The sequence below is a fragment of the Serratia sp. 3ACOL1 genome, assembly GCF_003668775.1.
Classification (GTDB): domain Bacteria; phylum Pseudomonadota; class Gammaproteobacteria; order Enterobacterales; family Enterobacteriaceae; genus Chania; species Chania fonticola.
On sequence record NZ_CP033055.1, the window covers coordinates 4,892,579 to 4,916,468 of the forward strand.

Annotated in this window: 29 protein-coding genes; 26 read left to right on the forward strand and 3 right to left on the reverse strand. The window is 52.0% G+C overall.

Translation table 11 applies throughout. The features are described 5' to 3' along the window. Positions 1–232: 232 nt before the first annotated feature. Entirely contained in the window at positions 233–553 is a 321-nt protein-coding gene (locus D9980_RS22045) for a hypothetical protein (RefSeq protein WP_162304309.1), read from the forward strand. Positions 554–1,618: 1,065 nt separating this feature from the next. Here the strand turns inward: D9980_RS22045 and D9980_RS22055 are convergent. Next, entirely contained in the window at positions 1,619–2,338 is a 720-nt protein-coding gene (locus D9980_RS22055; protein ID WP_121608457.1) for an NUDIX domain-containing protein, read from the reverse strand. A gap of 138 nt (positions 2,339–2,476) precedes the next feature. Between D9980_RS22055 and prs the strand changes: the two genes are divergently transcribed. Together prs and D9980_RS22065 are read left to right on the forward strand one after the other, a co-directional pair. Further along, positions 2,477–3,337 (forward strand): ribose-phosphate diphosphokinase, encoded by an 861-nt coding sequence (gene prs / locus D9980_RS22060; RefSeq protein ID WP_121608458.1) that lies wholly within the window; start codon positions 2,477–2,479, stop codon positions 3,335–3,337. A 134-nt stretch (positions 3,338–3,471) separates the two neighbouring features. Then, positions 3,472–4,992: a nicotinate phosphoribosyltransferase gene (locus D9980_RS22065; RefSeq protein WP_121608459.1), complete on the forward strand. Its 1,521-nt coding sequence runs from the start codon at positions 3,472–3,474 to the stop codon at positions 4,990–4,992. Between the two features lie 129 nt (positions 4,993–5,121). Here the strand turns inward: D9980_RS22065 and D9980_RS22070 are convergent, their stop codons facing one another. Beyond that, positions 5,122–7,041, reverse strand: coding sequence for an ABC transporter ATP-binding protein (locus D9980_RS22070; RefSeq protein ID WP_024482697.1), 1,920 nt, complete (start codon positions 7,039–7,041; stop codon positions 5,122–5,124). A 134-nt stretch (positions 7,042–7,175) separates the two neighbouring features. Between D9980_RS22070 and kefG the strand changes: the two genes are divergently transcribed. From kefG to slyD, 4 genes are all read left to right on the forward strand, one after another. Beyond that, positions 7,176–7,730 carry a glutathione-regulated potassium-efflux system ancillary protein KefG gene (kefG, locus tag D9980_RS22075; protein ID WP_024482696.1) on the forward strand — a complete coding sequence of 185 codons (555 nt, stop codon included), beginning with the start codon at positions 7,176–7,178 and terminating at the stop codon, positions 7,728–7,730. Continuing rightward, complete coding sequence (gene kefB / locus D9980_RS22080) at positions 7,730–9,538, forward strand: glutathione-regulated potassium-efflux system protein KefB (protein ID WP_024482695.1); 1,809 nt, start codon at positions 7,730–7,732, stop codon at positions 9,536–9,538. Before kefG ends, kefB begins: the two co-directional genes overlap by 1 nt. A 14-nt stretch (positions 9,539–9,552) precedes the next feature. Next, complete coding sequence (locus D9980_RS22085; protein ID WP_037376686.1) at positions 9,553–9,756, forward strand: YheV family putative zinc ribbon protein; 204 nt, start codon at positions 9,553–9,555, stop codon at positions 9,754–9,756. A 94-nt stretch (positions 9,757–9,850) separates the two neighbouring features. Then, complete coding sequence (gene slyD, locus D9980_RS22090; protein ID WP_021181645.1) at positions 9,851–10,438, forward strand: peptidylprolyl isomerase; 588 nt, start codon at positions 9,851–9,853, stop codon at positions 10,436–10,438. Positions 10,439–10,483: 45 nt separating this feature from the next. Here slyD and D9980_RS22095 read toward each other — a convergent pair whose 3' ends face one another. Further along, positions 10,484–10,711, reverse strand: coding sequence for a SlyX family protein (locus D9980_RS22095; RefSeq protein WP_024482693.1), 228 nt, complete (start codon positions 10,709–10,711; stop codon positions 10,484–10,486). A 317-nt stretch (positions 10,712–11,028) separates the two neighbouring features. On the opposite strand from D9980_RS22095, the gene fkpA reads away from it, so the two are divergent. The 19 genes from fkpA to rpsC all read left to right on the forward strand — a co-directional run bounded on the left by fkpA (position 11,029) and on the right by rpsC (position 23,884). Next, positions 11,029–11,907, forward strand: coding sequence for an FKBP-type peptidyl-prolyl cis-trans isomerase (fkpA, locus tag D9980_RS22100; RefSeq protein WP_121608460.1), 879 nt, complete (start codon positions 11,029–11,031; stop codon positions 11,905–11,907). A 326-nt stretch (positions 11,908–12,233) separates the two neighbouring features. Beyond that, entirely contained in the window at positions 12,234–12,956 is a 723-nt protein-coding gene (locus tag D9980_RS22105) for a transcriptional regulator (protein WP_162304310.1), read from the forward strand. Next, positions 12,956–13,345, forward strand: a complete 390-nt coding sequence (tusD, locus tag D9980_RS22110) for a sulfurtransferase complex subunit TusD (protein WP_121608462.1) — start codon at positions 12,956–12,958, stop codon at positions 13,343–13,345. Before D9980_RS22105 ends, tusD begins: the two co-directional genes overlap by 1 nt. Positions 13,346–13,354: 9 nt before the next feature. After that, positions 13,355–13,714 (forward strand): sulfurtransferase complex subunit TusC, encoded by a 360-nt coding sequence (gene tusC, locus D9980_RS22115; RefSeq protein WP_121608463.1) that lies wholly within the window; start codon positions 13,355–13,357, stop codon positions 13,712–13,714. Positions 13,715–13,723: 9 nt separating this feature from the next. Further along, positions 13,724–14,011, forward strand: a complete 288-nt coding sequence (tusB, locus tag D9980_RS22120) for a sulfurtransferase complex subunit TusB (protein WP_121608464.1) — start codon at positions 13,724–13,726, stop codon at positions 14,009–14,011. A gap of 144 nt (positions 14,012–14,155) precedes the next feature. Continuing rightward, complete coding sequence (gene rpsL / locus D9980_RS22125; protein WP_021181638.1) at positions 14,156–14,530, forward strand: 30S ribosomal protein S12; 375 nt, start codon at positions 14,156–14,158, stop codon at positions 14,528–14,530. A gap of 91 nt (positions 14,531–14,621) precedes the next feature. Continuing rightward, the gene (gene rpsG, locus D9980_RS22130; RefSeq protein ID WP_021181637.1) at positions 14,622–15,092 is read left to right on the forward strand and encodes a 30S ribosomal protein S7; all 471 of its coding nucleotides are present in this window, start codon (positions 14,622–14,624) and stop codon (positions 15,090–15,092) included. Between the two features lie 90 nt (positions 15,093–15,182). Next, positions 15,183–17,297, forward strand: a complete 2,115-nt coding sequence (gene fusA / locus D9980_RS22135; RefSeq protein WP_121608465.1) for an elongation factor G — start codon at positions 15,183–15,185, stop codon at positions 17,295–17,297. 71 nt (positions 17,298–17,368) lie between these two features. Beyond that, entirely contained in the window at positions 17,369–18,553 is a 1,185-nt protein-coding gene (tuf, locus tag D9980_RS22140; protein ID WP_046808028.1) for an elongation factor Tu, read from the forward strand. 133 nt (positions 18,554–18,686) lie between these two features. Next, complete coding sequence (bfd, locus tag D9980_RS22145) at positions 18,687–18,881, forward strand: bacterioferritin-associated ferredoxin (RefSeq protein ID WP_024485620.1); 195 nt, start codon at positions 18,687–18,689, stop codon at positions 18,879–18,881. A 74-nt stretch (positions 18,882–18,955) separates the two neighbouring features. Further along, positions 18,956–19,435 (forward strand): bacterioferritin, encoded by a 480-nt coding sequence (bfr, locus tag D9980_RS22150; RefSeq protein WP_024485621.1) that lies wholly within the window; start codon positions 18,956–18,958, stop codon positions 19,433–19,435. Positions 19,436–19,797: 362 nt separating this feature from the next. Beyond that, on the forward strand, positions 19,798–20,109 hold the full coding sequence (gene rpsJ, locus D9980_RS22155) for a 30S ribosomal protein S10 (RefSeq protein WP_001181005.1): 312 nt from the start codon (positions 19,798–19,800) through the stop codon (positions 20,107–20,109). A gap of 31 nt (positions 20,110–20,140) precedes the next feature. Then, entirely contained in the window at positions 20,141–20,770 is a 630-nt protein-coding gene (gene rplC / locus D9980_RS22160) for a 50S ribosomal protein L3 (RefSeq protein WP_004956193.1), read from the forward strand. A gap of 10 nt (positions 20,771–20,780) precedes the next feature. Continuing rightward, the gene (gene rplD, locus D9980_RS22165; protein ID WP_021182230.1) at positions 20,781–21,386 is read left to right on the forward strand and encodes a 50S ribosomal protein L4; all 606 of its coding nucleotides are present in this window, start codon (positions 20,781–20,783) and stop codon (positions 21,384–21,386) included. Then, positions 21,383–21,685, forward strand: a complete 303-nt coding sequence (gene rplW, locus D9980_RS22170; RefSeq protein WP_021182229.1) for a 50S ribosomal protein L23 — start codon at positions 21,383–21,385, stop codon at positions 21,683–21,685. Before rplD ends, rplW begins: the two co-directional genes overlap by 4 nt. A gap of 18 nt (positions 21,686–21,703) precedes the next feature. Continuing rightward, positions 21,704–22,528 (forward strand): 50S ribosomal protein L2, encoded by an 825-nt coding sequence (gene rplB / locus D9980_RS22175; RefSeq protein WP_021182228.1) that lies wholly within the window; start codon positions 21,704–21,706, stop codon positions 22,526–22,528. Positions 22,529–22,542: 14 nt separating this feature from the next. Beyond that, the gene (rpsS, locus tag D9980_RS22180; RefSeq protein WP_004929772.1) at positions 22,543–22,821 is read left to right on the forward strand and encodes a 30S ribosomal protein S19; all 279 of its coding nucleotides are present in this window, start codon (positions 22,543–22,545) and stop codon (positions 22,819–22,821) included. A 14-nt stretch (positions 22,822–22,835) separates the two neighbouring features. Beyond that, the gene (gene rplV, locus D9980_RS22185; RefSeq protein WP_004391423.1) at positions 22,836–23,168 is read left to right on the forward strand and encodes a 50S ribosomal protein L22; all 333 of its coding nucleotides are present in this window, start codon (positions 22,836–22,838) and stop codon (positions 23,166–23,168) included. 17 nt (positions 23,169–23,185) lie between these two features. Then, positions 23,186–23,884 (forward strand): 30S ribosomal protein S3, encoded by a 699-nt coding sequence (gene rpsC / locus D9980_RS22190; RefSeq protein ID WP_004956187.1) that lies wholly within the window; start codon positions 23,186–23,188, stop codon positions 23,882–23,884. Positions 23,885–23,890: the final 6 nt, after the last annotated feature.

The window sequence follows — 23,890 nt, forward strand, 5'->3', positions numbered from 1 at the left end:
ATGATAAGGCATTCTTATTGACCAACCTTATGGATAATACTGATGCCAGAACTGTTAGCGGAGACGGAAGTCGGTGTAACATGATTTTTAATATATCAGATGTTGTGGAGTGTAAAAGTGTTCTAGTAGAAAATTGCTTTGACATAGCATAATTATTAATGTCTATTGGGGAGGCCTTTGTCAAGGAGCGATGATGGAGCGAATACAATTGATAAGTATTAAGCGAGTGGCAATGGAGACGGCTTTTTTCTGCGCTGTTCCATATGATTATGATCATGGATTTGATCGTCTGATGGTATGCAAAACAGCTGAAGATTTGAAAAGCACCGTGTTTGGTGACATCTTCCTGCATACGTTTCTACAGGAGAAGGAGGTTGGTGAGGTCAAAAAATTTGTTCTCAAAAAAGCGATCCAACTGGTTGCAATCACCGAGCACGTTTCATGGGAAGTTGCTGAAACCCTGTTACTTCAGGTATCAACGAACGAGCCCCCTCCAAGTATAGGGGCCTACTTAAAAATGGGTAAGATCGGGATGTTGCATGTTAATTGGTAGGGCTGGCATATATCTGTTACTTTTTCTTTAGATTGGTTGCGTTACGTTTCTGAGATATCTGATCCAAGGGGAAAGTCATTCTCTCTCCAGGGGCCATTTACAGTAGTATTGGTAATCGCATAAGTCCAACGGATGATAGAAACGCTTGCCAGTATATTGTTTTAACCCCTGCTTCATTGCAATGTTTTTTTGCGGGGCCCAGCGTAGAGAGATTTCGGTGCAGTGGTCGATAAATAGTTACTTCTGTTCTGAATGGGCTAATCTGAAGGCGTTAGTTTAACCAGTTAATAATAAAAACCAATAAGTCACGTAAAGTTAGTAACTAATTGATGCGTTCTGGTTATGCAAGAATTTCCTAATTCAAGGTTGACTGTTTAAGGCTGGGCTCTGTAATCTACAGTGATGTTCGCCCTATTTTAGATATAAGCTTTCCATTACAGTGTGAAAAGTCTTGATTCAAATGAAACTCTGTTGTCTTATGATAAAGAGGATATGTGATGGAGATAAAAGGTTTCGCTCGTCATTTTTTTAATGAATGGATGAGAGGCTCAGCATATTTTTATCTTATTTATACAGGCGGTAACTATTTAAGCCGAAAATTAAATATAGATCATATTGCTGATCTTCTTATTGTGCTATTTGGTTGTTTTTTCGTGGGTTTTGTCTTCGTTTTTTTCAAACAAAAGGAGCGAGACAAAAATGAGAGGAATTAGTGAGGTTAAACCTGCGTACAGTGAGCGGTGCTGATCGAAAAGATCGTAGGCAGTACGGCTGGTACAATGGTTATTAGGTAGAAACGGATACGCAGGTGCAATTGGTGTATACGTTGCAGGTGAGATATGCGACAGGATTTAGAACGGTTATACAACTGTTCCTGGAGTGACTCAAGGCGTTGGCTCCTACAACCTTAACTATAATCCTAACCTTGTAGTAGGTGGTGACAGTGGTTTCGGCAGGGGTGGTGGCTCCGGTGTGGGGTGACGTCAACAGCTAACACTAGTGCTTAACCTTTAAGCTACAGCGATGATCAAACTATAATTGTTTAAATTGAAATGTGCCTGAGGATCACTCCACCATCAGGTTTCTGGAAAAGTTTCTCATATCTACCCCCGCTTTCCTGCGGTACAGGCGTGCCTTACGTGCGCCTGTTGCCACTCTCTCGCCGGTTTCCTCAAACATCTCCGAAGCGTCAAAACGCCGCATCAGGCTTTTGCGCTGCACCGTATGCGACAAAATAATCTCAATCACTTCCTGCAACTGGGAAAGCGTGAACTCCGCTGGTAGGCAATAGACCGGCAGCATGGAGTAAGCCGTTTTTTGCCGTAGCCGCTGGAGTGCCTCTTCCACGATTGTTTGATGATCGAAAGCTAGCTGCTGTGTTTGCAGGTTGTCCAACGGCACCCAAGCTACGTCACTTACGTCGACGATATGCGGCTGGCAATCGGCATGGGCGATCAGAGCAAAGTAGACCGTGGTCAGGCTCCAGCCACGCGGATCCCTTTCCGGGCCAGAAAAACTGGCCAACTGTGCCAGATAGGGCGGCACCACACCGGTTTTTTCCCTCAGTTTACGTGCGGCCGTCGCTTGCGTGGAGGTGTCGCGCTGCAAATCGATAAATCCGCCGGGCAATCCCCATTGATCGAGGAAAGGCTGATTAGCGCGCTTGGCCAACAGCACGCACAGCTTCCCGCCGTGTACGGTAAACAGCACGCTGTCGACGGTGACAAGCGGTGAGGGGAAGAGGCGCGGATCGTAGTTTTTCAGGTACTCGTCTTGCGTGGTCATGCTGGCGCTCGGCTAAAAAGGTCTTTGAGACAATATAACAATAGCTGCCGGCTAATGATAATTATTAAAAGCGTAAATAAACAAATGGTTAAGCGAATTTGCTGCGATTAAGACATTTATTGGTGGGGAGGGAAGAATATGAGCGCACAACTGCAGTTGTTTTTGAACGACATTGAAGTGAAGGTGACAACCGGACAGTTTCCCGATGGGGCGGTGTATGCCCGGTTTGCAAAGCCTGAAACAACGGGGGCTTCGCAGATGCGTATTCGTGCCAGCGCCATGTGCAGCATGGATGACTTCATGCTGTTGGCACAGTTGACGCAGGCGGTACGCCACCAGTTCCTGATCAAAGAAAGTCTGCTTGAGCTGCCTTATCTGCCCTATGCCCGCCAAGATCGCCATATGACCTCCGGCGACAGCTTCGCGCTCAAGGTGTTCGGCCAATTACTCAACACCTTGGCGTTTGACCGTGTGACGGTGCTGGATCCACACAGTGAAGTAGCTGCCGCCGTGATCGACAACATGCACATCATTACTCAGCAGCAGTGCATGCAGCACAGCAGCAGACTGGCCAATTTATTAACCCAGCAGCAGCTGTTCCTGATGGCTCCGGATGCAGGAGCGCTGAAAAAAATTCACGCGGTGGCGGCCCACTTTGGCATCGCACAATACGGCATCCTGACCAAACACCGGGACGTGTTCAGCGGCGAACTGACGGGTTTCGAACTGCTGGCTGGCGATGTGCAGGGCAAAGACGTGCTGATTGTGGATGACCTGTGCGACGGTGGCGGCACCTTTATCGGCTCGGCCCAGGTATTGCGTCAGGCGGGGGCGCGTACGGTCAACCTGTATGTCACCCACGGGGTGTTCTCCAAAGGCACCGCAGCTTTGCTGAACCAAGGCATCGATAACATCTATACCACCACTTCCTATGCTGCGGCGGAACTCGCTGAGCAACGTGTTGAACTGATTGATATTGAATCTATTTATACCCTATGAATTTCAAGCTGCAGCTAGGCGACAAGCTCACCCACCCCAGGAGCTTACATTAGTAAGTGACTGGGGTGGGTGAGTGCAGGTAACAACGCTGCAGCTTGAAAGGCGACGGGTATACGCTCACTAAGGAACCGACTATGTTAACTAATCCTATTTTGGCGATTGATGGCTACAAAGTGTCACACCGTGAGCAGTATCCGCTGGGCACCACGCGTATCTACTCCAACTTCACGCCGCGCAGCGATCGGTTCTTTGCTTCCCCGCTGCCGGACGGCCAACTGGTGTTCTTCGGTTTGCAGGGCTTTTTACAGTGGTTCATGGTGGATTTATTTAATCAGCAATTCTTTGCCCAACCGGAAGAGCAGGTGGTAGGGGAATATAAAAAGCTGATGGACAGCTACATTGGTCAGGATCGGGTCTGCGCGGAGCATATTCGCGCGCTGCATCGGTTGGGCTATCTGCCGCTGCATATCAAAGGATTAGATGAGGGCAGCAAGTTGAAGATGAAGGTGCCAGTGCTGACCATCACCAATACGCTTGAGGAGTTCTTCTGGCTGGTCAACTACCTGGAAACGGTGATCTCGGCCGAACTGTGGAAGGCTTCCACCAACGCCACCATTGCCCATCATTACCGCAAGATCTGCCAGATGTGGGCGGCAAAAACCTGTGACGATGTGGCGCATCTGGATTTCCAATGCCACGACTTTTCCTTCCGCGGTATGTCGGGTATGCATGATGTCGCGCAGGCCGGTACCGGGCATTTGCTCAGCTTCAAGGGCACCGACAACATTCCCGCGGTGCTATACGCACAGAAGTATTATCCAACCGCTGAAGACTACTTCGTGGCTGGCAGCATCCCCGCCACCGAACATAGCGTAATGTGCATGGGTGAGCAGGCAACGGAGATCGAAACGTTCCGCCGCCTGATTGAAGATCTCTACCCGAATGGGTTGGTTTCCATCGTGTCGGATACCTGGGATTACTGGCAGGTGCTGACGGAGTTTACCCGTGAGTTGCACAGCAAAATCATGGCGCGCGATGGCCGAGTGGTCTTCCGCCCAGACAGTGGCGATCCGGTAGCTATTCTTTGTGGAACCGGCGACGACAGCGACCGCAGTGCGCAACGCAGCGCCGAAGAGAAAGGCTCGGTGGAAGTGTTGTGGGAGATCTTTGGCGGCACGGTAAACAGCAAGGGCTACAAAGTGTTGGATCCGCATGTCGGGCTGATTTATGGAGACTCCATCACTTTGGAGCGCGCCCAGGAAATTCTGCAACGTCTGGAGGCGAAAGGTTTTGCCAGCTCTAACGTGGTGTTTGGCGTGGGTTCCTTTACTTATCAGTATAATACCCGCGATACTTTTGGTTTCGCGATGAAGGCCACCTACGGTGAGGTGAACGGAGTGGGGCGCCCCATCTTCAAACAGCCGAAGACCGACAGCGGCCTGAAACAATCTGCACGCGGTTTGTTACGGGTGATCCGCGATGGGGAAGGGGAATATCAACTGCTGGATAATCAGGACTGGCAACAGGAGCAGCAGGGCGAACTGAAAACGCGCTTCCTGGATGGAAAACTCTATAACCAGGAGTCGCTGGAGCAGATCCGTCAGCGCATTGCCTGCCCCTCACCCCAACCCTCTCCCACAGGGAGAGGGAGCTGAATTGAGCTCGTAGGTGATTACGGAGTTAATATTTAACTGGTTGATCTAAAATATTATAACCAGAGTTAAGCTGTAGCACGATAGATCCCCTCTCCCTGTGGGAGAGGGCTAGGGTGAGGGGGCGTTAAATCAACTCTCTGCTTCAAACGCCTGGGTCAGATTTTCCAGCTGTTCCTGGGCATCCAGCCAGGTCATTTCCGTTTCTTCCAGAGCGGACTTGGCCTGGCTTTGCTTTTGCAGGCAGGCGGTCAGATCGGCTTTACGGCTGATGTCGTACAGCGCCGAGTCTGCCAACTGTTCTTCCACCGCGGCCAATTCGGCACCCAGCTTATCCATCTGTTGTTCCAGCTTGGCGATCTGCTTACGCAGTGGTTGGGTTTGCGTACGGAATTCGGCTTCACGGCGCTTTTGGTCTTTACGCGCCTGGGCGCTGTTGCCGTTATCCTGCTTCGGTGCGGCATCCTGTTGCGCCTGCTGCTTTTGCAGATCGCTAAGCCACTGCTGGTAATCGTCCAGATCGCCCTCGAACTGCTCCACCTGGCCATCGTGCACCAGATACAGATCGTCGGTAGTAGAACGCAGCAGGTGGCGATCGTGCGAAACCACCACCAATGCCCCCTCGAAATCGATCAGCGCTTCGGTCAACGCCTGGCGCATATCCAGATCCAGGTGGTTGGTCGGTTCATCGAGCAGCAGCAGGTTAGGGCGCTGCCAGACGATCAGCGCCAGCACCAGCCGTGCCTTTTCACCGCCGGAGAAACGTTCGGTGATTTCGGTGACCTTATCGCCCTGGAAGCCGAAGCCACCAAGGTAATCGCGTAACTGCTGTTCTAACACGCGAGGGGCGATGCGGCTCAGATGCTGCAGTGGTGACTCATCGGCGCGCAGGAACTCCAACTGATGCTGGGCGAAGTAACCCAGTTTGATGCCCTTTGCCAGCCCGATCTCCCCGCTTAGCGGCTCCAGCGTGCCAGCCAGCATTTTGATCAGCGTTGATTTACCGGCGCCGTTACGCCCCAACAGGCCAATACGTGAACCGGGCACCAGGTTGAGCTTGATTGACTGCAAGATCACTTTGTCGCCATAGCCTGCGCTGACTTTTTCCATCCGCAGCAATGGGTTCGGCAGGCTTTCGGGTTGGCGGAAGCTAAACGTGAACGGGTTATCGACGTGCGCCGGGGCAATCAGCTCCATCCGCTCCAGCATCTTGATGCGGCTCTGGGCCTGTTTGGCCTTGGTGGCCTGAGCACGGAAACGGTCAATATAGCTTTGCAGATGCGCCACTTTTTCCTGTTGGCTCTGATACAGCGACTGCTGCTGTGCCAGTTTGGTGACGCGCTGGCGCTCGAAGGAGGAATAGTTGCCGGTATATTCGTTGATGGTCTCATTTTCGATGTGCAGGATCTTGTCGACGATTGGGTCGAGGAAATCACGGTCATGCGAAATCAGCACCAGGGTGCCCGGATAGCTTTTCAGCCAGCGTTCCAGCCAGATCACCGCATCCAGATCCAGGTGGTTGGTGGGTTCGTCCAGCAACAACAGATCGGAACGGCAAACCAAAGCCTGTGCCAGGTTGAGGCGCATGCGCCATCCGCCCGAGAAGGCGCGCACCGGGCTTTGCAACTGTTCATTGGAAAAACCTAAACCGTGCAACAGGCTGGCGGCACGGGAACGGATGGTCCAGGCATCCAGGGCATCGAGCTTGCCGTGCAGCGTGGCTATGGCGTGGCCGTCGTTATTATCGTTTGCCACCTGTAATTCGGCTTCCAACTGGCGGAATTCCCGATCTCCATCGATAACATACTCAATGGCGGGCACGTCCAGTGCCGGTGTTTCCTGATTCACCCAGGCCAGCGCCCAGTTGTTTGGGAAGGTGTAGCTGCCACCGTCTGCGGCGATCTCACCTTTCAACAGGGCCAGCAGCGTAGATTTCCCACAGCCGTTCTTACCCACCAGGCCGACCTTCTGACCTGGATTAACCGTCGCCGTGGCGTTGTCCAACAGGACGCGGGTGCCGCGTCGGATTTGTAGCGAGGAGAAAACAATCATAAAGCGCCGTTTGTTCAGAGTATGTTAAATTGAATTGAGTTTACGTTAACAGGACGCGTAGCAGTCCTATTATTAGTCTTTGCGTTGCATGGTAACGGAAATCCGCCACCCTGACGACGCTTTGGAGGGGAATGATGTCACAGCCGCCGAAGGTTTTGCTGCTGTATGCCCATCCGGAATCCCAGGACTCGGTAGCAAACCGGGTTTTGTTACAACCGGCACAGCAGTTGGAACATGTCACCGTGCACGATTTATACGCGCACTATCCGGATTTCTTTATTGATATCCACCACGAACAACAGCTGCTGCGCGACCACCAGGTCATCGTTTTCCAACACCCCTTATACACCTATAGCTGCCCGGCCTTGCTGAAAGAGTGGCTGGACCGTGTGCTGTCCCGTGGCTTTGCCAGCGGGATGGGCGGCAATGCCCTGGCAGGCAAATACTGGCGTTCGGTGATCACCACCGGGGAGCCGGAGGGCGCCTATCGCACCGGCGGTTACAATCGCTATCCGATCGAGGATATTCTGCGCCCTTTTGAGCTCACCGCGGCCATGTGTCATATGCACTGGCTGACGCCGATCCTCGTCTACTGGGCACGCCGGCAGAAACCGGAAGTGCTGAGCAGCCATGCCAGCGCCTATGGCGATTGGTTGCGTAATCCTTTACCGCACACCGGGAGGCACTGATGGAAGGTTCCGCGCTATTAACCGCCATACTGCTGTTCCTGTTTGCCGCGGTGGTGACGGTGCCCATTGCCCGTCGTCTGGGGATCGGGGCCGTTTTAGGCTATCTGATTGCCGGTATCGCCATCGGCCCGTGGGGATTGGGATTCATCCGGGATGTGGATGAAATTCTGCATTTCTCCGAGTTGGGTGTGGTGTTCCTGATGTTTATCATCGGGCTGGAACTGAACCCGGCCAAACTATGGGAACTGCGTCGTTCGATCTTTGGTGTCGGTGCCGGGCAGGTATTGGTCACGGCGGCAGTGCTCGGCGCGCTGCTTTATTTCAGCCATTTCGCTTGGCAGGCGGCGGTGATCGGCGGCATTGGTCTGGCCATGTCATCGACGGCCATGGCGCTGCAGCTGATGCGTGAAAAGGGAATGAACCGCAACGAAGGGGGCCAGTTAGGCTTCTCGGTGCTGCTGTTCCAGGATATGGCGGTGATCCCGGCGTTGGCGTTGATCCCGATCCTGGCCGGTGGCGCAGGCACCAGCGACGATTGGGCGAAAATCGCCATGAAGGTCGCAGCCTTCGGCGGCATGCTGATCGGCGGGCGTTTCCTGTTACGTCCGCTATTTCGTTATATCGCCTCATCTGGGGTGCGTGAAATATTTACCGCCGCCGCGTTGTTGGTGGTGCTGGGGGCTGCGCTGTTTATGGATGCCCTTGGCCTGTCGATGGCATTGGGGACTTTTATCGCCGGGGTGCTGCTGGCAGAGAGCGAATATCGCCATGAGCTGGAAATCGCCATTGAGCCTTTCAAGGGGTTGTTGCTCGGGTTGTTCTTCATCTCGGTAGGCATGGCACTGAATATGGGCGTGTTGTATACCCATCTGCTGGAAGTGCTGTTTGGCGTGGTGATCCTGGTGGCGGTGAAGTCAGGTGTGTTGTACTCGTTGGCGCGTATTTTTGGCCTGCGGCGTTCGGTGCGTCTGCAATTTTCCGGGGTGCTGAGCCAGGGCGGTGAGTTTGCCTTCGTGCTGTTCTCGGCGGCGTCGACGCAGCATATCTTCGACGACGATCAACTGGCCTTGCTGCTGGTCGTGGTGACGCTCTCAATGATGACCACGCCGCTGCTGATGCAGATTATCGATCGCATTCTGGCCCGCCGCTATAACGCCAAAGACGAGGATGAAGAAGCGCCCTATGTGGCAGACGACGATCCGCAGGTGATCATCGTCGGTTTCGGCCGCTTCGGGCAGGTGGTTGGCCGCTTACTGATGGCTAACAAGATGCGTATCACCGTGCTTGAGCGGGATGTTAGTGCGGTTGGCGTATTGCGCCGCTACGGTTACAAGGTTTATTACGGGGATGCCACGGAGCTGGAACTGCTGCGGGCAGCCGGTGCGGCAAAGGCCAAATCTATCGTCATTACCTGTAATGAGCCGGAAGATACCATGGCCATCGTCCATCTGTGCCAGCAGCACTTCCCCAACCTGTCCATTTTGGCGCGGGCGCGGGGGCGTGTGGAAGCGCATGAGTTGCTACAGGCTGGCGTAAAACAGTTTAGCCGGGAAACTTTCTCCAGCGCTCTGGAGCTAGGGCGCAAGGCGTTAACGGAGTTGGGAATGCACCCGCATCAGGCTTATCGCGCTCAGCAGCATTTTCGCCGTCTGGATATGCGCATGCTGCGTGAACTGATGCCTCCGCATCTGGGGGACGTGGCCCAGATTTCCCGCGTGAAAGAAGCCCGGCGCGAGCTGGAAGAACTTTTCCACCGTGAAATGCAAAAAGAAAAACGGCAGTTCGACGGTTGGGATGAATACGAATAATTCGGAGCACAATGATGTCTGCAACACGTAAAAGATTTATCGCCGGGGCGGTTTGCCCAAGCTGTAACGCTATGGATACGCTGGCGGTTTGGCGTGAAGACCAGGTTGAAGTGGTGGAGTGCGTCAAGTGTGGCCACCATCAGCGTCAGACCGAGCAACAGGTGGAAAAACACGTTCGCCCGCAGGAGCAGGTGATCGGTATTTTTCATCCGGAGTAGCGTTATCTGCCGTGATTTTTTATGCTGAAGGGTACAGCGCTGGAGATTTCCGCTACAATCTCCACCGATTTAGTTTCCAACGGTAGGAGATATCATGAAAGTAACAAAAGACTTGGTGGTCAGCCTGGCTTACCAAGTACGTACAGAAGACGGTGTTTTGGTTGATGAGTCTCCGGTGAGTGCACCGTTGGACTATCTGCACGGGCATGGCTCTCTGATCGCAGGTCTGGAAAAAGCACTCGAAGGTCACGAAGCTGGTGATCGTTTCGACGTTCATGTCGCCGCTAACGAAGCTTACGGCAACTACGATGAAAACCTGGTGCAGCGCGTTCCTAAAGACGTCTTTATGGGCGTTGATGAACTGCAGGTAGGCATGCGCTTCCTGGCTGATACCGATCAGGGCCCGGTTCCGGTTGAAATCACCGAAGTTGATGGTGACCACGTAGTGGTTGATGGTAACCACATGCTGGCTGGCCAAGACCTGAACTTCCACGTAGAAGTTGTGGCGCTGCGTGAAGCGACCGAAGAAGAACTGGCCCACGGCCACGTTCACGGTGAGCACGATCATCACCACGAACACGGTGACGGCTGCTGCGGCGGTCATGGCCACGATCACGACCACGATCATGACCACGGCAAGAAAGGCGGCTGTGGTGGCAACGGTGGTTGCGGCTGCCACTAATCCTGGTGCTGTAACTGCAACAAAAGGTCGCTTCGGCGGCCTTTTTTAGTAATGCGGGGGCGGCGTCTCTTCTGACTGCGAGGCGATCATCGAAGGTTGGCTGGCGCGCAGTTTGTCGGTCAGCAGGCGCAGATGCTCTTGTATCTTGAGCATTTCAAGCTGATGCTGCACCACGGTTTGATTGAGTTCCTCAATCGTCACTTCCTGAAAGGCCTGGCGGCTTTCCATCTCTTCCAACCGCAGCAGCAGGTTCTCGTAGTTTTTCTCGTGCATGATGTTACCTCTGGCACTGTTAAATCCGGGATTCTGGCACTATGTTATCAGTAGCGGTCGGCTTTGTGCCTGCCAATTTCGGCAAGCAGTTTTTCACTGCCGCAGATCGGGCAATTCAATCCGCAAAGTCGTTAAATAAAATCGTTAATTATCAATGCTATTTTTATTTTTCTTGAACTTTGCTACCAATATGAGGTCACATCTTGACTCGATTGGTTACCTGTGTGACTGTTTTGTTTTGTTTCAGGCAGCTATAGTAGCCCGGTTAACTTACTTAATGATGGTTTGAGGCACCGCTTCAGACACTGGAGAAATGGATGAAATCTTTGTTTAAAGTCACGCTTCTGGCAACCACTATGGCTCTTGCTCTGAATGCGACCCAAGTTATGGCAGCCGATGCGGCCAAACCTGCTGATGCAGCCACCGTTACCACGACCGGTGAGGTTGCGCCTGCTGCTGAAGCGGCTAAACCTGCAGAAGCACCAAGCACTGGCAAGTTCAAGAATGACGATGAGCAGGTAGCTTACGCACTGGGTGTGCAACTTGGCCGCTACATGGAAAACTCGCTGGATGAACAGGAAAAACTGGGCATCAAGCTGGACAAAGATGTGATGCTCGGGGCTGTTAAGGACGCGTTTGCCAAGCAGAGCAAGCTGAATGACTCTGACATCGAAAAAACCCTGCAAGGTTTTGAAGTGCGCGTGAAGGCTTCCGCTCAGGCGAAGATGGAGCAGGACGCGAAAGAAAACGAAGCGAAAGGCGTTAAATACGCTGAAACCTTCGCCAAAGAAAAAGGCGCGAAGAAAACCGAATCTGGTCTGCTGTACAAAGTAGAGAAAGAAGGGACCGGTGAAGCACCGAAAGACAGCGATACCGTAGTGGTAAACTACAAAGGTACCCTGACCGACGGCACCGTGTTTGACAACTCCTACGATCGCGGCGAGCCATTGTCATTCCGTCTGGACGGCGTGATCCCAGGCTGGACCGAAGGCCTGAAGCACATCAAGAAAGGCGGCAAGATCAAGCTGGTTATCCCACCGGCTCTGGCCTACGGCAAAAATGGCGTTCCAGGGATCCCTGCCAACTCCACGCTGGTGTTTGACGTTGAACTGCTGGATGTGAAACCGGCAGCCAAGGCTGACGACAAAACAGAAAAAGCGGCTGATGAAGCTGCTGCAGACGCTAAAGCCAAATAAGTCTGAGATTTTCCCAACCGCCGCGAACGTTCTTCGCGGCGGTTTTCATTTCTGCGCTACCAAGAATGCAAAATATCCTGCAACTTTACTCCCTGCCTTTACTGATCGCTTGACGCCTGCCGGGCATCGGGCTTAACGTCAATATCACGCGCAAATGTAAGAACCAGCATCTGACCGTTTTGCTAGACTCTGGGTCTGAACTTATGAATCATGCGCCTGCCCCTTAGGGCGTGTACCTAAAACTGCTCCCGGCAGCGATTGCCTCTTGCGCGAGCCGTTTTAGTTGCGTCCCCTGGCACAGGCGATCTATGTAGGTGGTATCTTCGATGTCAAATTCGCTTTTATCCAGCGAAGCCAGCGAACTTGATTTGCTGAATGAGCGTCCGTTTAGTCAGACGGACCATGAAATCCTGAAGTCGTATGAAGTCGTGGTCGACGGGCTGGCGATGCTGATTGGTGGGCACTGCGAAATCGTGCTGCACTCCCTGGAGGATCTGAAATGCTCCGCCGTGCGTATCGCCAATGGTGAACACACCGGGCGTAAAATCGGTTCACCAATCACCGATCTGGCACTGCGTATGCTGCACGATATGGCGGGCGATGATAGCAGCGTCTCCAAAGCCTATTTCACCCGGGCCAAAAGTGGCGTGTTGATGAAGTCGGTGACGATTGCCATCCGCAATCGCGAACAGCGGGTGATCGGCCTGCTGTGTATCAACATGAACCTCGATGTGCCGTTTTCGCAGATCATGCAGACCTTTATGCCGCCGGAAACGCAGGAGGTGGCTTCCTCTGTCAACTTCGCCTCCTCGGTTGACGATCTGGTGGCGCAGACGTTGGAGTTCACCATCGAAGAGGTGAATGCCGATCGCAACGTGTCCAATAACGCCAAAAATCGCCAGATCGTACTCAACCTGTATGAGAAAGGCATTTTTGATATCAAGGACGCGATCAATCAGGTTGCCGATCGTCTGAATATCTCCAAACATACCGTTTACCTGTATATCCGCCAGTTCAAGAGTGGCGATCTGCTGGGCAATGAGCGCTGATGCTTAACTACTGCCTATTAGTCACCGGCCCGGCTTATGGCACTCAGCAAGCTAGCAGCGCTTGGCAGTTCGCCCAGGCCCTGTTGGCGGCTGGCCACCGCATTACCAGCGTCTTTTTCTATCGTGAAGGGGTGCTGAATGCTAACCAGCTATCATCTCCGGCCAGCGATGAGTTCGATCTGGTTCGGGCGTGGGCGGCTCTGGCGCAGCAACATGGCGTGGAGCTTAATGTCTGTGTGGCGGCAGCTTTGCGCCGTGGCGTGACCGATGAGCAAGAAGCCGCACAGTTGGCGTTGGCGGCCGCTAACCTGCAGCCGGGGTTTACCCTCAGCGGTTTGGGCTCATTGGCAGAAGCGGCGCTGAGCAACGATCGCCTGGTACAGTTTTAAGTGAGCAGAATGAAGCGAGTTGCGTTTGTATTTACCCAAGGGCCACATGGCAGTGCAACTGGTCGGGAAGGGCTGGATGCGGTACTGGCGACGTCGGCACTGAGCGAGGATATCGGCGTATTTTTTGTCGGCGATGGCGTGTTGCAACTGCTGCCAGGTCAACAACCCGAAAAGATCCTGGCCCGCAATTACATCGCCACCTTTGGCGTATTGCCGCTGTATGACGTTGAAAACTGTTATCTCTGCGCAACGGCCATCCAGGAGCGCGGTCTGCAACAGGTCACCGACTGGGTGCTGAAGGCCGAAATTCTGCCGCCAGATACTCTGCGCCAGAAACTGGCTGCTTACGATGTAGTCATGACTTTCTAGGAAATTTTGATGCTGTATACCCTCAGCCATTCCCCAACCCGTTGCGACCTGCCTGCGTTGTTAAGGCTCACCAGAGAAGGTGATGCTCTGCTGTTACTGCAAGACGGCGTACTGGCCGGCCTGGCCGGTAGCGCCAGCCTTGATTTATTGCTCAATGCCCCCATATCCCTTTATGCGCTGCAGGACGATCTGGATGCCAGAGGCCTGTCTGGTCATTTTTCACCCAAAATCACGCCGATCGGTTATACTGACTTCGTTGTGTTAACCGAGAAACACCACAGCCAAATGGCATGGTAATGCGTGCAATGTTGTATATTTCTTGACACCTCTACCAGTCAGCCATAAAATTCTGCGTCCTCGTACTGTGCCAATAGTGCATACGGGGGATTTATCACATGTTTACGAAGCAAAAAACGAAGCAAAACCCAGGAGCTTTTTTTAATGACTACGATTAATCAGCTGGTTCGCAAACCACGCTCTGTGAAGGCTGCTAAAAGCAACGTTCCAGCGCTGGAAGCTTGCCCGCAGAAACGTGGCGTATGTACTCGCGTATATACTACCACCCCGAAAAAACCAAACTCTGCACTGCGTAAAGTTTGCCGTGTGCGTTTGACTAACGGTTTCGAAGTGAGTTCTTACATCGGTGGCGAAGGCCACAACCTGCAGGAACACTCCGTAATCCTGATCCGTGGCGGTCGTGTTAAAGACTTGCCAGGTGTGCGTTACCACACCGTCCGTGGTGCACTTGACTGCTCCGGCGTTAAAGACCGTAAGCAAGCTCGTTCCAAGTACGGCGTGAAGAAGCCAAAGGCTTAATGGTTCTCCGTTAAGTAAGGCCAAACATTTTAATGTCAAAATAAACTCGTAGAGTTTTGGACAATCCTGAAATTTTCAACGGAGTATTTCCATGCCACGTCGTCGCGTAATAGGCCAACGTAAAATCCTGCCAGATCCTAAGTTCGGATCCGAGCTGTTGGCTAAATTTGTAAACATTCTGATGGTAGATGGCAAGAAATCTACTGCAGAAGCAATCGTCTATACCGCGCTGGAGACCCTGGCTCAGCGTTCTGGTAAAGGTCACCTGGAAGCTTTCGAAGTCGCTCTCGACAACGTGCGCCCGACTGTAGAAGTTAAGTCTCGCCGCGTTGGTGGTTCTACTTACCAGGTACCAGTTGAAGTTCGTCCGGTTCGTCGTAATGCCCTGGCAATGCGTTGGATCGTTGACGCCGCTCGTAAACGTGGTGATAAATCCATGGCTCTGCGCCTGGCGAACGAACTGTCTGATGCAGCAGAGAACAAAGGTTCTGCTGTTAAGAAGCGTGAAGACGTTCACCGTATGGCAGAAGCCAACAAGGCGTTCGCCCACTACCGCTGGTAATCCATGCAGTAGTTTTGCTAACCAAGTGGGCGCTTTAAGAAGCCAACCCGCTTGGTTTCACCGAACCGCCTAAGGCAATAGAGGAATCAAATGGCTCGTACAACACCCATTGAGCGCTACCGTAATATCGGTATCAGTGCTCACATCGACGCCGGTAAGACCACAACTACCGAACGTATCCTGTTCTACACCGGTGTAAACCACAAAATCGGTGAAGTTCATGACGGCGCCGCCACCATGGACTGGATGGAACAAGAGCAGGAGCGTGGTATTACCATTACTTCTGCAGCGACAACTGCTTTCTGGTCTGGTATGGCCAAGCAGTTTGAGCCGCACCGTGTAAACATCATCGACACCCCAGGGCACGTTGACTTCACCATCGAAGTAGAACGTTCCATGCGTGTGCTTGATGGCGCGGTAATGGTTTACTGTGCTGTTGGTGGTGTTCAGCCACAGTCTGAAACCGTATGGCGTCAGGCTAACAAATACAAAGTGCCACGCATCGCGTTCGTTAACAAAATGGACCGTATGGGTGCCAACTTCCTGAAAGTTGTTGGTCAGCTTAAATCTCGTCTGGGCGCAAACCCGGTTCCATTGCAGTTGGCAATTGGCGCAGAAGAGAAATTCACCGGTGTTGTTGACCTGGTGAAAATGAAAGCCATCAACTGGAACGAAGCTGATGCAGGCGTGACCTTCGAATACGAAGAGATCCCAGCTGACATGCAAGAACTGGCTGCTGAATGGCACCAGAATCTGGTTGAGTCTGCTGCTGAAGCCTCTGATGAGCTGATGGACAAATACCTGGGCGGCGAAGAGCTGACCGAGGAAGAAATCAAGAAAGCTCTGCGTCAGCGCGTGCTGAACAACGAAGTGATTCTGGTAACCTGTGGTTCTGCCTTTAAAAACAAAGGCGTGCAGGCAATGCTGGATGCGGTTATCGAATACCTGCCAGCACCAAATGACGTTGAAGCTATCAACGGTATTCTGGACGACGGTAAAGATACCCCGGCTGTACGTCATTCTGACGACTCCGAGCCGTTCTCTGCACTGGCGTTCAAAATCGCTACCGACCCATTCGTGGGTAACCTGACGTTCTTCCGTGTGTACTCTGGCGTTGTTAACTCCGGTGACACCGTTCTGAACTCCGTGAAGTCCGCGCGTGAGCGTCTGGGCCGTATCGTTCAGATGCACGCTAACAAGCGTGAAGAGATTAAAGAAGTTCGTGCAGGCGACATCGCTGCGGCAATCGGTCTGAAAGACGTAACTACCGGTGATACGCTGTGTGATCCTACTAGCCCGATCATTCTTGAGCGTATGGAGTTCCCAGAGCCGGTAATCTCCGTAGCGGTAGAACCAAAAACCAAAGCTGACCAGGAAAAAATGGGTCTGGCTCTGGGCCGTCTGGCGAAGGAAGACCCATCATTCCGCGTATGGACTGACGAAGAATCAGGTCAGACCATCATCGCAGGTATGGGTGAACTTCACCTGGATATCCTGGTTGACCGTATGCGTCGTGAATTTAACGTTGAAGCGAACGTGGGTAAACCACAGGTTGCTTACCGTGAAGCGATTCGCGCGAAAGTTACTGACATCGAAGGTAAACACGCCAAGCAGTCTGGTGGTCGTGGTCAGTATGGTCATGTTGTTATCGACATGTACCCACTGGAGCCGGGCTCAAATCCGAAAGGCTACGAGTTCATCAATGACATTAAAGGTGGTGTGATCCCAACGGAATACATCCCTGCCATTGATAAAGGTCTTCAGGAGCAACTTAAGTCTGGTCCACTGGCCGGTTATCCGGTAGTTGATCTCGGTGTGCGTCTGCATTTCGGTTCTTTCCACGATGTTGACTCCTCCGAATTGGCGTTTAAACTGGCCGCGTCTATCGCCTTTAAAGATGGCTTTAAGAAAGCAAAACCTGTTTTGCTTGAGCCTATCATGAAGGTTGAAGTTGAAACGCCGGAAGAGAACACTGGTGACGTCATCGGTGACCTTAGCCGTCGTCGTGGTCAACTGAAAGGTCAGGAATCCAACGCTACTGGCGTTCAGATTCACGCTGAAGTTCCGTTGTCCGAGATGTTTGGATACGCAACTCAACTGCGTTCTCTGACCAAAGGCCGTGCTTCTTACTCCATGGAGTTCCTGAAGTACGATGATGCGCCGAACAACGTCGCTCAGGCCGTTATTGAAGCCCGTGGTAAATAAGCTTTCGGGTTTAACACATTGATCAGTGCTCCCTCCATGAGGGGGGAGCAAAAGAGTTAAGGAATATAGCCGTGTCTAAAGAAAAATTTGAACGTTCCAAACCGCACGTTAACGTTGGTACTATCGGCCACGTTGACCACGGTAAAACTACCCTGACCGCTGCAATCACTACCGTTCTGGCTAAAACCTACGGTGGTTCTGCACGTGCTTTCGACCAGATCGATAACGCGCCAGAAGAAAAAGCTCGTGGTATCACCATCAACACTTCTCACGTTGAATATGACACCCCGACTCGTCACTACGCGCACGTTGACTGCCCAGGGCACGCCGACTACGTGAAAAACATGATCACCGGTGCTGCTCAGATGGACGGCGCTATCCTGGTTGTAGCTGCGACTGACGGCCCTATGCCTCAGACTCGTGAGCACATCCTGCTGGGTCGTCAGGTTGGCGTTCCTTACATCATCGTATTCATGAACAAATGCGACATGGTTGATGATGAAGAGCTGCTGGAACTGGTAGAAATGGAAGTTCGTGAACTTCTGTCTGCTTATGACTTCCCTGGTGATGACCTGCCGGTTGTTCGTGGTTCAGCGCTGAAAGCACTGGAAGGCGAAGCTGAGTGGGAAGCTAAAATCATCGAGCTGGCCGGTCACCTGGATTCTTACATCCCAGAACCAGAGCGTGCTATCGACCTGCCGTTCCTGCTGCCAATCGAAGACGTATTCTCCATCTCCGGTCGTGGTACCGTAGTTACCGGTCGTGTTGAGCGCGGTATCGTTAAAGTTGGCGAAGAAGTTGAAATCGTTGGTATCAAAGACACCGTTAAGTCTACCTGTACTGGTGTTGAAATGTTCCGCAAACTGCTGGACGAAGGCCGTGCTGGTGAGAACGTTGGTGTTCTGCTGCGTGGTATCAAGCGTGAAGACATCGAACGTGGTCAGGTACTGGCTAAACCAGGTTCCATCAAGCCGCACACTCAGTTCGATTCAGAAGTGTATATCCTGAGCAAAGAAGAAGGTGGTCGTCATACTCCATTCTTCAAAGGCTACCGTCCACAGTTCTACTTCCGTACAACTGACGTGACCGGTACCATCGAACTGCCAGAAGGCGTAGAGATGGTAATGCCAGGCGATAACGTGAACATGGTTGTTACCCTGATCCACCCAATCGCTATGGACCAAGGCTTGCGTTTCGCAATCCGTGAAGGCGGCCGTACTGTAGGTGCGGGCGTTGTTGCTAAAGTTATCGCTTAATCGCGAATAATTTATAAGCACTAAAAGAGGGCACTTCGGTGCCCTTTTTTTATACAATTTTTTACCAATCTTAATTGAAATAAAAACGATTCTTATTTAGACTTACTGCATCGGTTAAGAAGTGAGTCTCTCTATGTACGTATGTCTGTGTAATGCTGTGTCTGACAAAGCTATCCGTAAGGCGGTGCGTCAGCACAATCCCCATACCATGAAGCAACTGCGTGAGCTGGTGCCGATTGGAACTGACTGCGGTAAATGCATTCGTCAGGCAAGGCAAATTATGGTGGAGGAACGCGCAACCCTGATTCATATGCATGAAGTCGCCTAATAAATAGTAGGGTTATTTTTTGACTCTTGGCCCGCAGCTTCTACACTTTTAGAACTGCCCAGGAGGATTTACCTATGAAAGGCGATAAAAAGATCATTGCTCACCTCAACAAGCTGCTCGGTAACGAGCTGGTTGCCATCAATCAATACTTCCTGCACGCGCGTATGTTCAAAAATTGGGGCCTGATGCGTCTCAATGAGAAGGAATATCACGAGTCGATCGATGAGATGAAACATGCCGATCGCTACATCGAGCGTATCCTGTTCCTTGAAGGGTTACCGAACCTGCAAGATCTCGGCAAGCTGAATATCGGCGAAGATGTCGAAGAGATGCTGAGGTCCGATTTGGCCCTGGAGCTGGATGGTGCCAAGAACCTACGGGAAGGTATCGCCTATGCAGACTCTATCCATGATTACGTCAGCCGCGATCTGATGAAAGAGATTTTGGCCGATGAGGAAGGGCATATCGACTGGTTGGAGACTGAGCTGAGCCTGATTGAGCGGCTTGGCATCCAAAACTATTGCCAGGCGCAAGTGCTGGAACGCAAAGACTGACATTTACGGCTCCCCTCCCTCCTTGGCCAGTATCTTCAGAACTGGTAGGGCAGGGGAGTAACACACTACGCCGCGCACTTCCCCCAAACTCTCCCGATCCTCGCCAAACCAATAAATTGCCGTCTATTCTGAGCATATTTCCATCCGTAGCTTGCAACCTGGCCTGGTTTGCGTATAATGCGCGGGCTTACCTAATCTTGGTAAGCCTGATTTTAGCGAATCAGTCGATTGGCAAGAACGTTTTGCCCTTCGAACAATACTCCCGATATGGGGTTATATGTTGACGATTACACTCCCCCATCAATCGAAATGGGTGTGAGGAGTAATTATTTACGTTTATAAATAATTGGAGCTCTGGTCTCATGCAGAACCAAAGAATCCGTATCCGCCTGAAAGCGTTTGATCATCGTCTGATCGATCAATCAACTGCGGAAATCGTCGAGACTGCCAAGCGCACTGGTGCGCAAGTCCGTGGTCCGATCCCGCTGCCAACTCGCAAAGAGCGCTTTACCGTTCTGATCTCCCCGCACGTCAACAAAGACGCGCGTGATCAGTACGAGATCCGCACTCACAAGCGTCTGGTTGACATCGTTGAGCCAACTGAGAAAACCGTTGATGCTCTGATGCGTCTGGATCTGGCTGCCGGTGTAGACGTGCAGATCAGCCTGGGTTAATCAGGTCATTGACGATTGAGAGGTTGAAACAATGATTGGTTTAGTCGGTAAAAAAGTGGGCATGACTCGTATCTTCACTGAAGATGGCGTTTCTATCCCAGTAACCGTGATTGAAATTGAAGCGAACCGCGTGACTCAGGTTAAAGACCTGGACAACGACGGATACCGTGCCATTCAGGTCACTACCGGTAGCAAAAAAGCTAACCGTGTGACCAAACCGGAAGCGGGTCATTTCGCTAAAGCTGGCGTCGAAGCTGGCCGTGGTCTGTGGGAATTCCGCCTTGAAGAAGGTCAAGAGTTCGCTGCAGGTCAAGAAATCAGCGTAGAAATCTTCGCTGACGTTAAAAAAGTCGATGTTACCGGTACTTCCAAAGGTAAAGGTTTTGCTGGCACTGTAAAGCGCTGGAACTTCCGTACTCAGGATGCAACCCACGGTAACTCCTTGTCTCACCGCGTTCCGGGTTCTATCGGTCAGAACCAGACTCCGGGCAAAGTGTTCAAAGGCAAGAAAATGGCTGGCCACCTGGGTGACGAGCGTGTAACCGTTCAAAGCCTGGACGTAGTACGTGTTGACGCTGAGCGCAACCTGCTGCTGGTTAAGGGTGCTGTACCGGGCGCAACCGGTGGCAACCTGATCGTTAAACCAGCTGTGAAGGCGTAAGGGGATAGCAATGGAATTAGTATTGAAAGACGCGCAAAGCGCGCTGACTGTTTCCGAAACTACCTTCGGTCGTGATTTCAACGAAGCGCTGGTACACCAGGTTGTTGTTGCTTATGCAGCAGGTGCCCGTCAAGGTACCCGTGCTCAGAAGACCCGTGCTGAAGTGACTGGTTCCGGTAAAAAACCGTGGCGCCAGAAAGGTACAGGCCGTGCGCGTTCAGGCACTGTAAAGAGCCCGATCTGGCGTTCTGGTGGTGTAACCTTCGCTGCGAAGCCACAAGACCACAGTCAGAAAGTAAACAAAAAGATGTACCGCGGCGCGCTGAAAAGCATCCTGTCCGAACTGGTACGTCAAGATCGTCTGATCGTTGTCGAGAAGTTCTCTGTAGAAGCGCCTAAAACTAAGCTGCTGGCACAGAAACTGAAAGATATGGCCCTGGAAGATGTGCTGATCGTGACCGGTGAACTGGATGAGAATCTGTTCCTGGCAGCTCGTAACCTGTACAAGGTTGACGTGCGCGATGTAGCAGGTATCGACCCAGTTAGCCTGATCGCCTTCGACAAAGTGGTTATGACTGCTGATGCTGTGAAGCAAGTTGAGGAGATGCTGGCATGATCCGTGAAGAACGTTTGCTGAAAGTGCTGCGTGCACCGCACGTATCTGAAAAAGCATCCGCTGCGATGGAAAAAAGCAACACCATCGTACTCAAAGTTGCCAAAGACGCGACCAAAGCAGAAATTAAAGCTGCAGTGCAGAAACTGTTTGAAGTCGAAGTCGAAGACGTTAACACCCTGGTAGTAAAAGGGAAAGTGAAGCGTCAAGGTCAGCGTGTTGGTCGTCGTAGCGACTGGAAAAAAGCTTACGTCACCCTGAAGGAAGGCCAGAACTTGGACTTCATCGGCGGCGCAGAGTAAGTCGGAGGAGTAAGAACAATGGCAATTGTTAAATGTAAACCTACATCTCCGGGTCGTCGCCACGTTGTTAAAGTGGTTAACCCTGAGCTGCACAAGGGTAAACCTTATGCCCCGCTGCTTGAGAAATTGAGCAAAAGCGGTGGTCGTAACAACAATGGCCGTATCACCACCCGTCATATCGGTGGTGGCCACAAGCAACATTATCGTCTGGTTGACTTCAAACGCAACAAAGATGGTATCCCTGCTGTGGTTGAGCGTCTGGAGTACGATCCGAACCGTTCCGCGAATATCGCGCTGGTTCTGTACAAAGACGGCGAACGCCGTTACATCCTGGCGCCGAAAGGCCTGAAAGCTGGTGACCAGATCCAATCTGGTGTTGATGCTGCAATCAAAGCGGGTAACACCCTGCCTATGCGCAACATCCCAGTAGGTTCAACGGTTCATAACGTAGAAATGAAACCAGGTAAAGGCGGCCAGCTGGCTCGTTCTGCTGGTGCCTACGTTCAGATCGTCGCACGTGATGGTTCCTACGTAACTCTGCGTCTGCGCTCTGGCGAAATGCGTAAAGTTCCAGTTGATTGCCGCGCCACCCTGGGTGAAGTCGGTAACGCTGAACATATGCTTCGCGTTCTGGGTAAAGCAGGTGCTGCACGTTGGCGTGGTATTCGTCCTACCGTTCGCGGTACGGCGATGAACCCAGTCGATCACCCGCACGGTGGTGGTGAAGGTCGTAACTTTGGTAAGCACCCGGTAACTCCGTGGGGCGTTCAGACCAAAGGTAAGAAGACCCGTAGCAACAAGCGTACTGACAAGTTCATCGTACGTCGCCGTAGTAAAAAATAATTAGAGGATAAGCCATGCCACGTTCTCTCAAGAAAGGTCCTTTTATTGACCTGCACTTGCTGAAGAAGGTAGAGAAAGCGGTGGAAAGCGGTGACAAGAAGCCTTTGCGCACTTGGTCCCGTCGTTCAACGATCTTTCCTAACATGATCGGTTTGACCATCGCTGTCCATAATGGTCGTCAGCACGTACCAGTATTTGTTTCCGATGAAATGGTCGGTCACAAACTGGGTGAATTCGCGCCGACTCGTACTTATCGCGGCCATGCGGCTGATAAAAAAGCTAAAAAGCGCTAAGGTAGGAGGAAGAGATGGAAACTATCGCTAAACATCGCCACGCTCGTTCTTCTGCTCAGAAGGTTCGCCTTGTTGCAGACCTGATCCGCGGTAAGAAAGTGTCGCAAGCTCTGGAAACTCTGGCCTACACCAACAAGAAAGCTGCTGGTCTGGTCAAGAAAGTGCTGGAGTCTGCCATTGCTAACGCAGAACACAACGATGGCGCTGACATCGATGATCTGAAAGTCACGAAAATCTTCGTAGACGAAGGCCCAAGCATGAAGCGCATTATGCCTCGTGCAAAAGGTCGTGCAGATCGCATCCTGAAGCGCACCAGCCACATTACTGTGGTTGTGTCCGATCGCTGAGACTCTGGAGACTAGCAATGGGTCAGAAAGTACATCCTAATGGTATTCGCCTGGGTATTGTCAAACCTTGGAACTCTACTTGGTATGCGAATACCAAAGAATTCGCTGACAACCTGGACAGCGACTTTAAAGTTCGCCAATTCTTGACTAAAGAACTGGCGAAAGCTTCCGTTTCTCGCATCGTTATCGAGCGTCCAGCGAAGAGCATCCGTGTGACTATTCACACCGCTCGTCCTGGCATCGTTATCGGCAAGAAAGGTGAAGATGTCGAAAAACTGCGTAAGGTCGTAGCGGATATCGCTGGCGTTCCTGCGCAAATTAACATCGCCGAAGTCCGTAAACCGGAACTGGACGCAAAATTGGTTGCTGACAGCATCACTTCACAGCTGGAACGTCGCGTTATGTTCCGTCGTGCTATGAAGCGTGCTGTACAGAACGCAATGCGTCTTGGCGCTAAAGGTATCAAAGTTGAAGTAAGCGGCCGTCTTGGCGGTGCTGAAATCGCGCGTACCGAATGGTACCGTGAAGGTCGTGTTCCGTTGCATACACTGCGTGCGGATATCGATTACAACACATCTGAAGCGCACACCACTTATGGTGTAATCGGCGTTAAGGTATGGATCTTCAAAGGTGAGATCCTGGGTGGTATGGCTGCAGTTGAACAACCGGAACCGGCTGCTCAACCTAAAAAGCAGCAGCGTAAAGGCCGCAAGTAAGGAGAG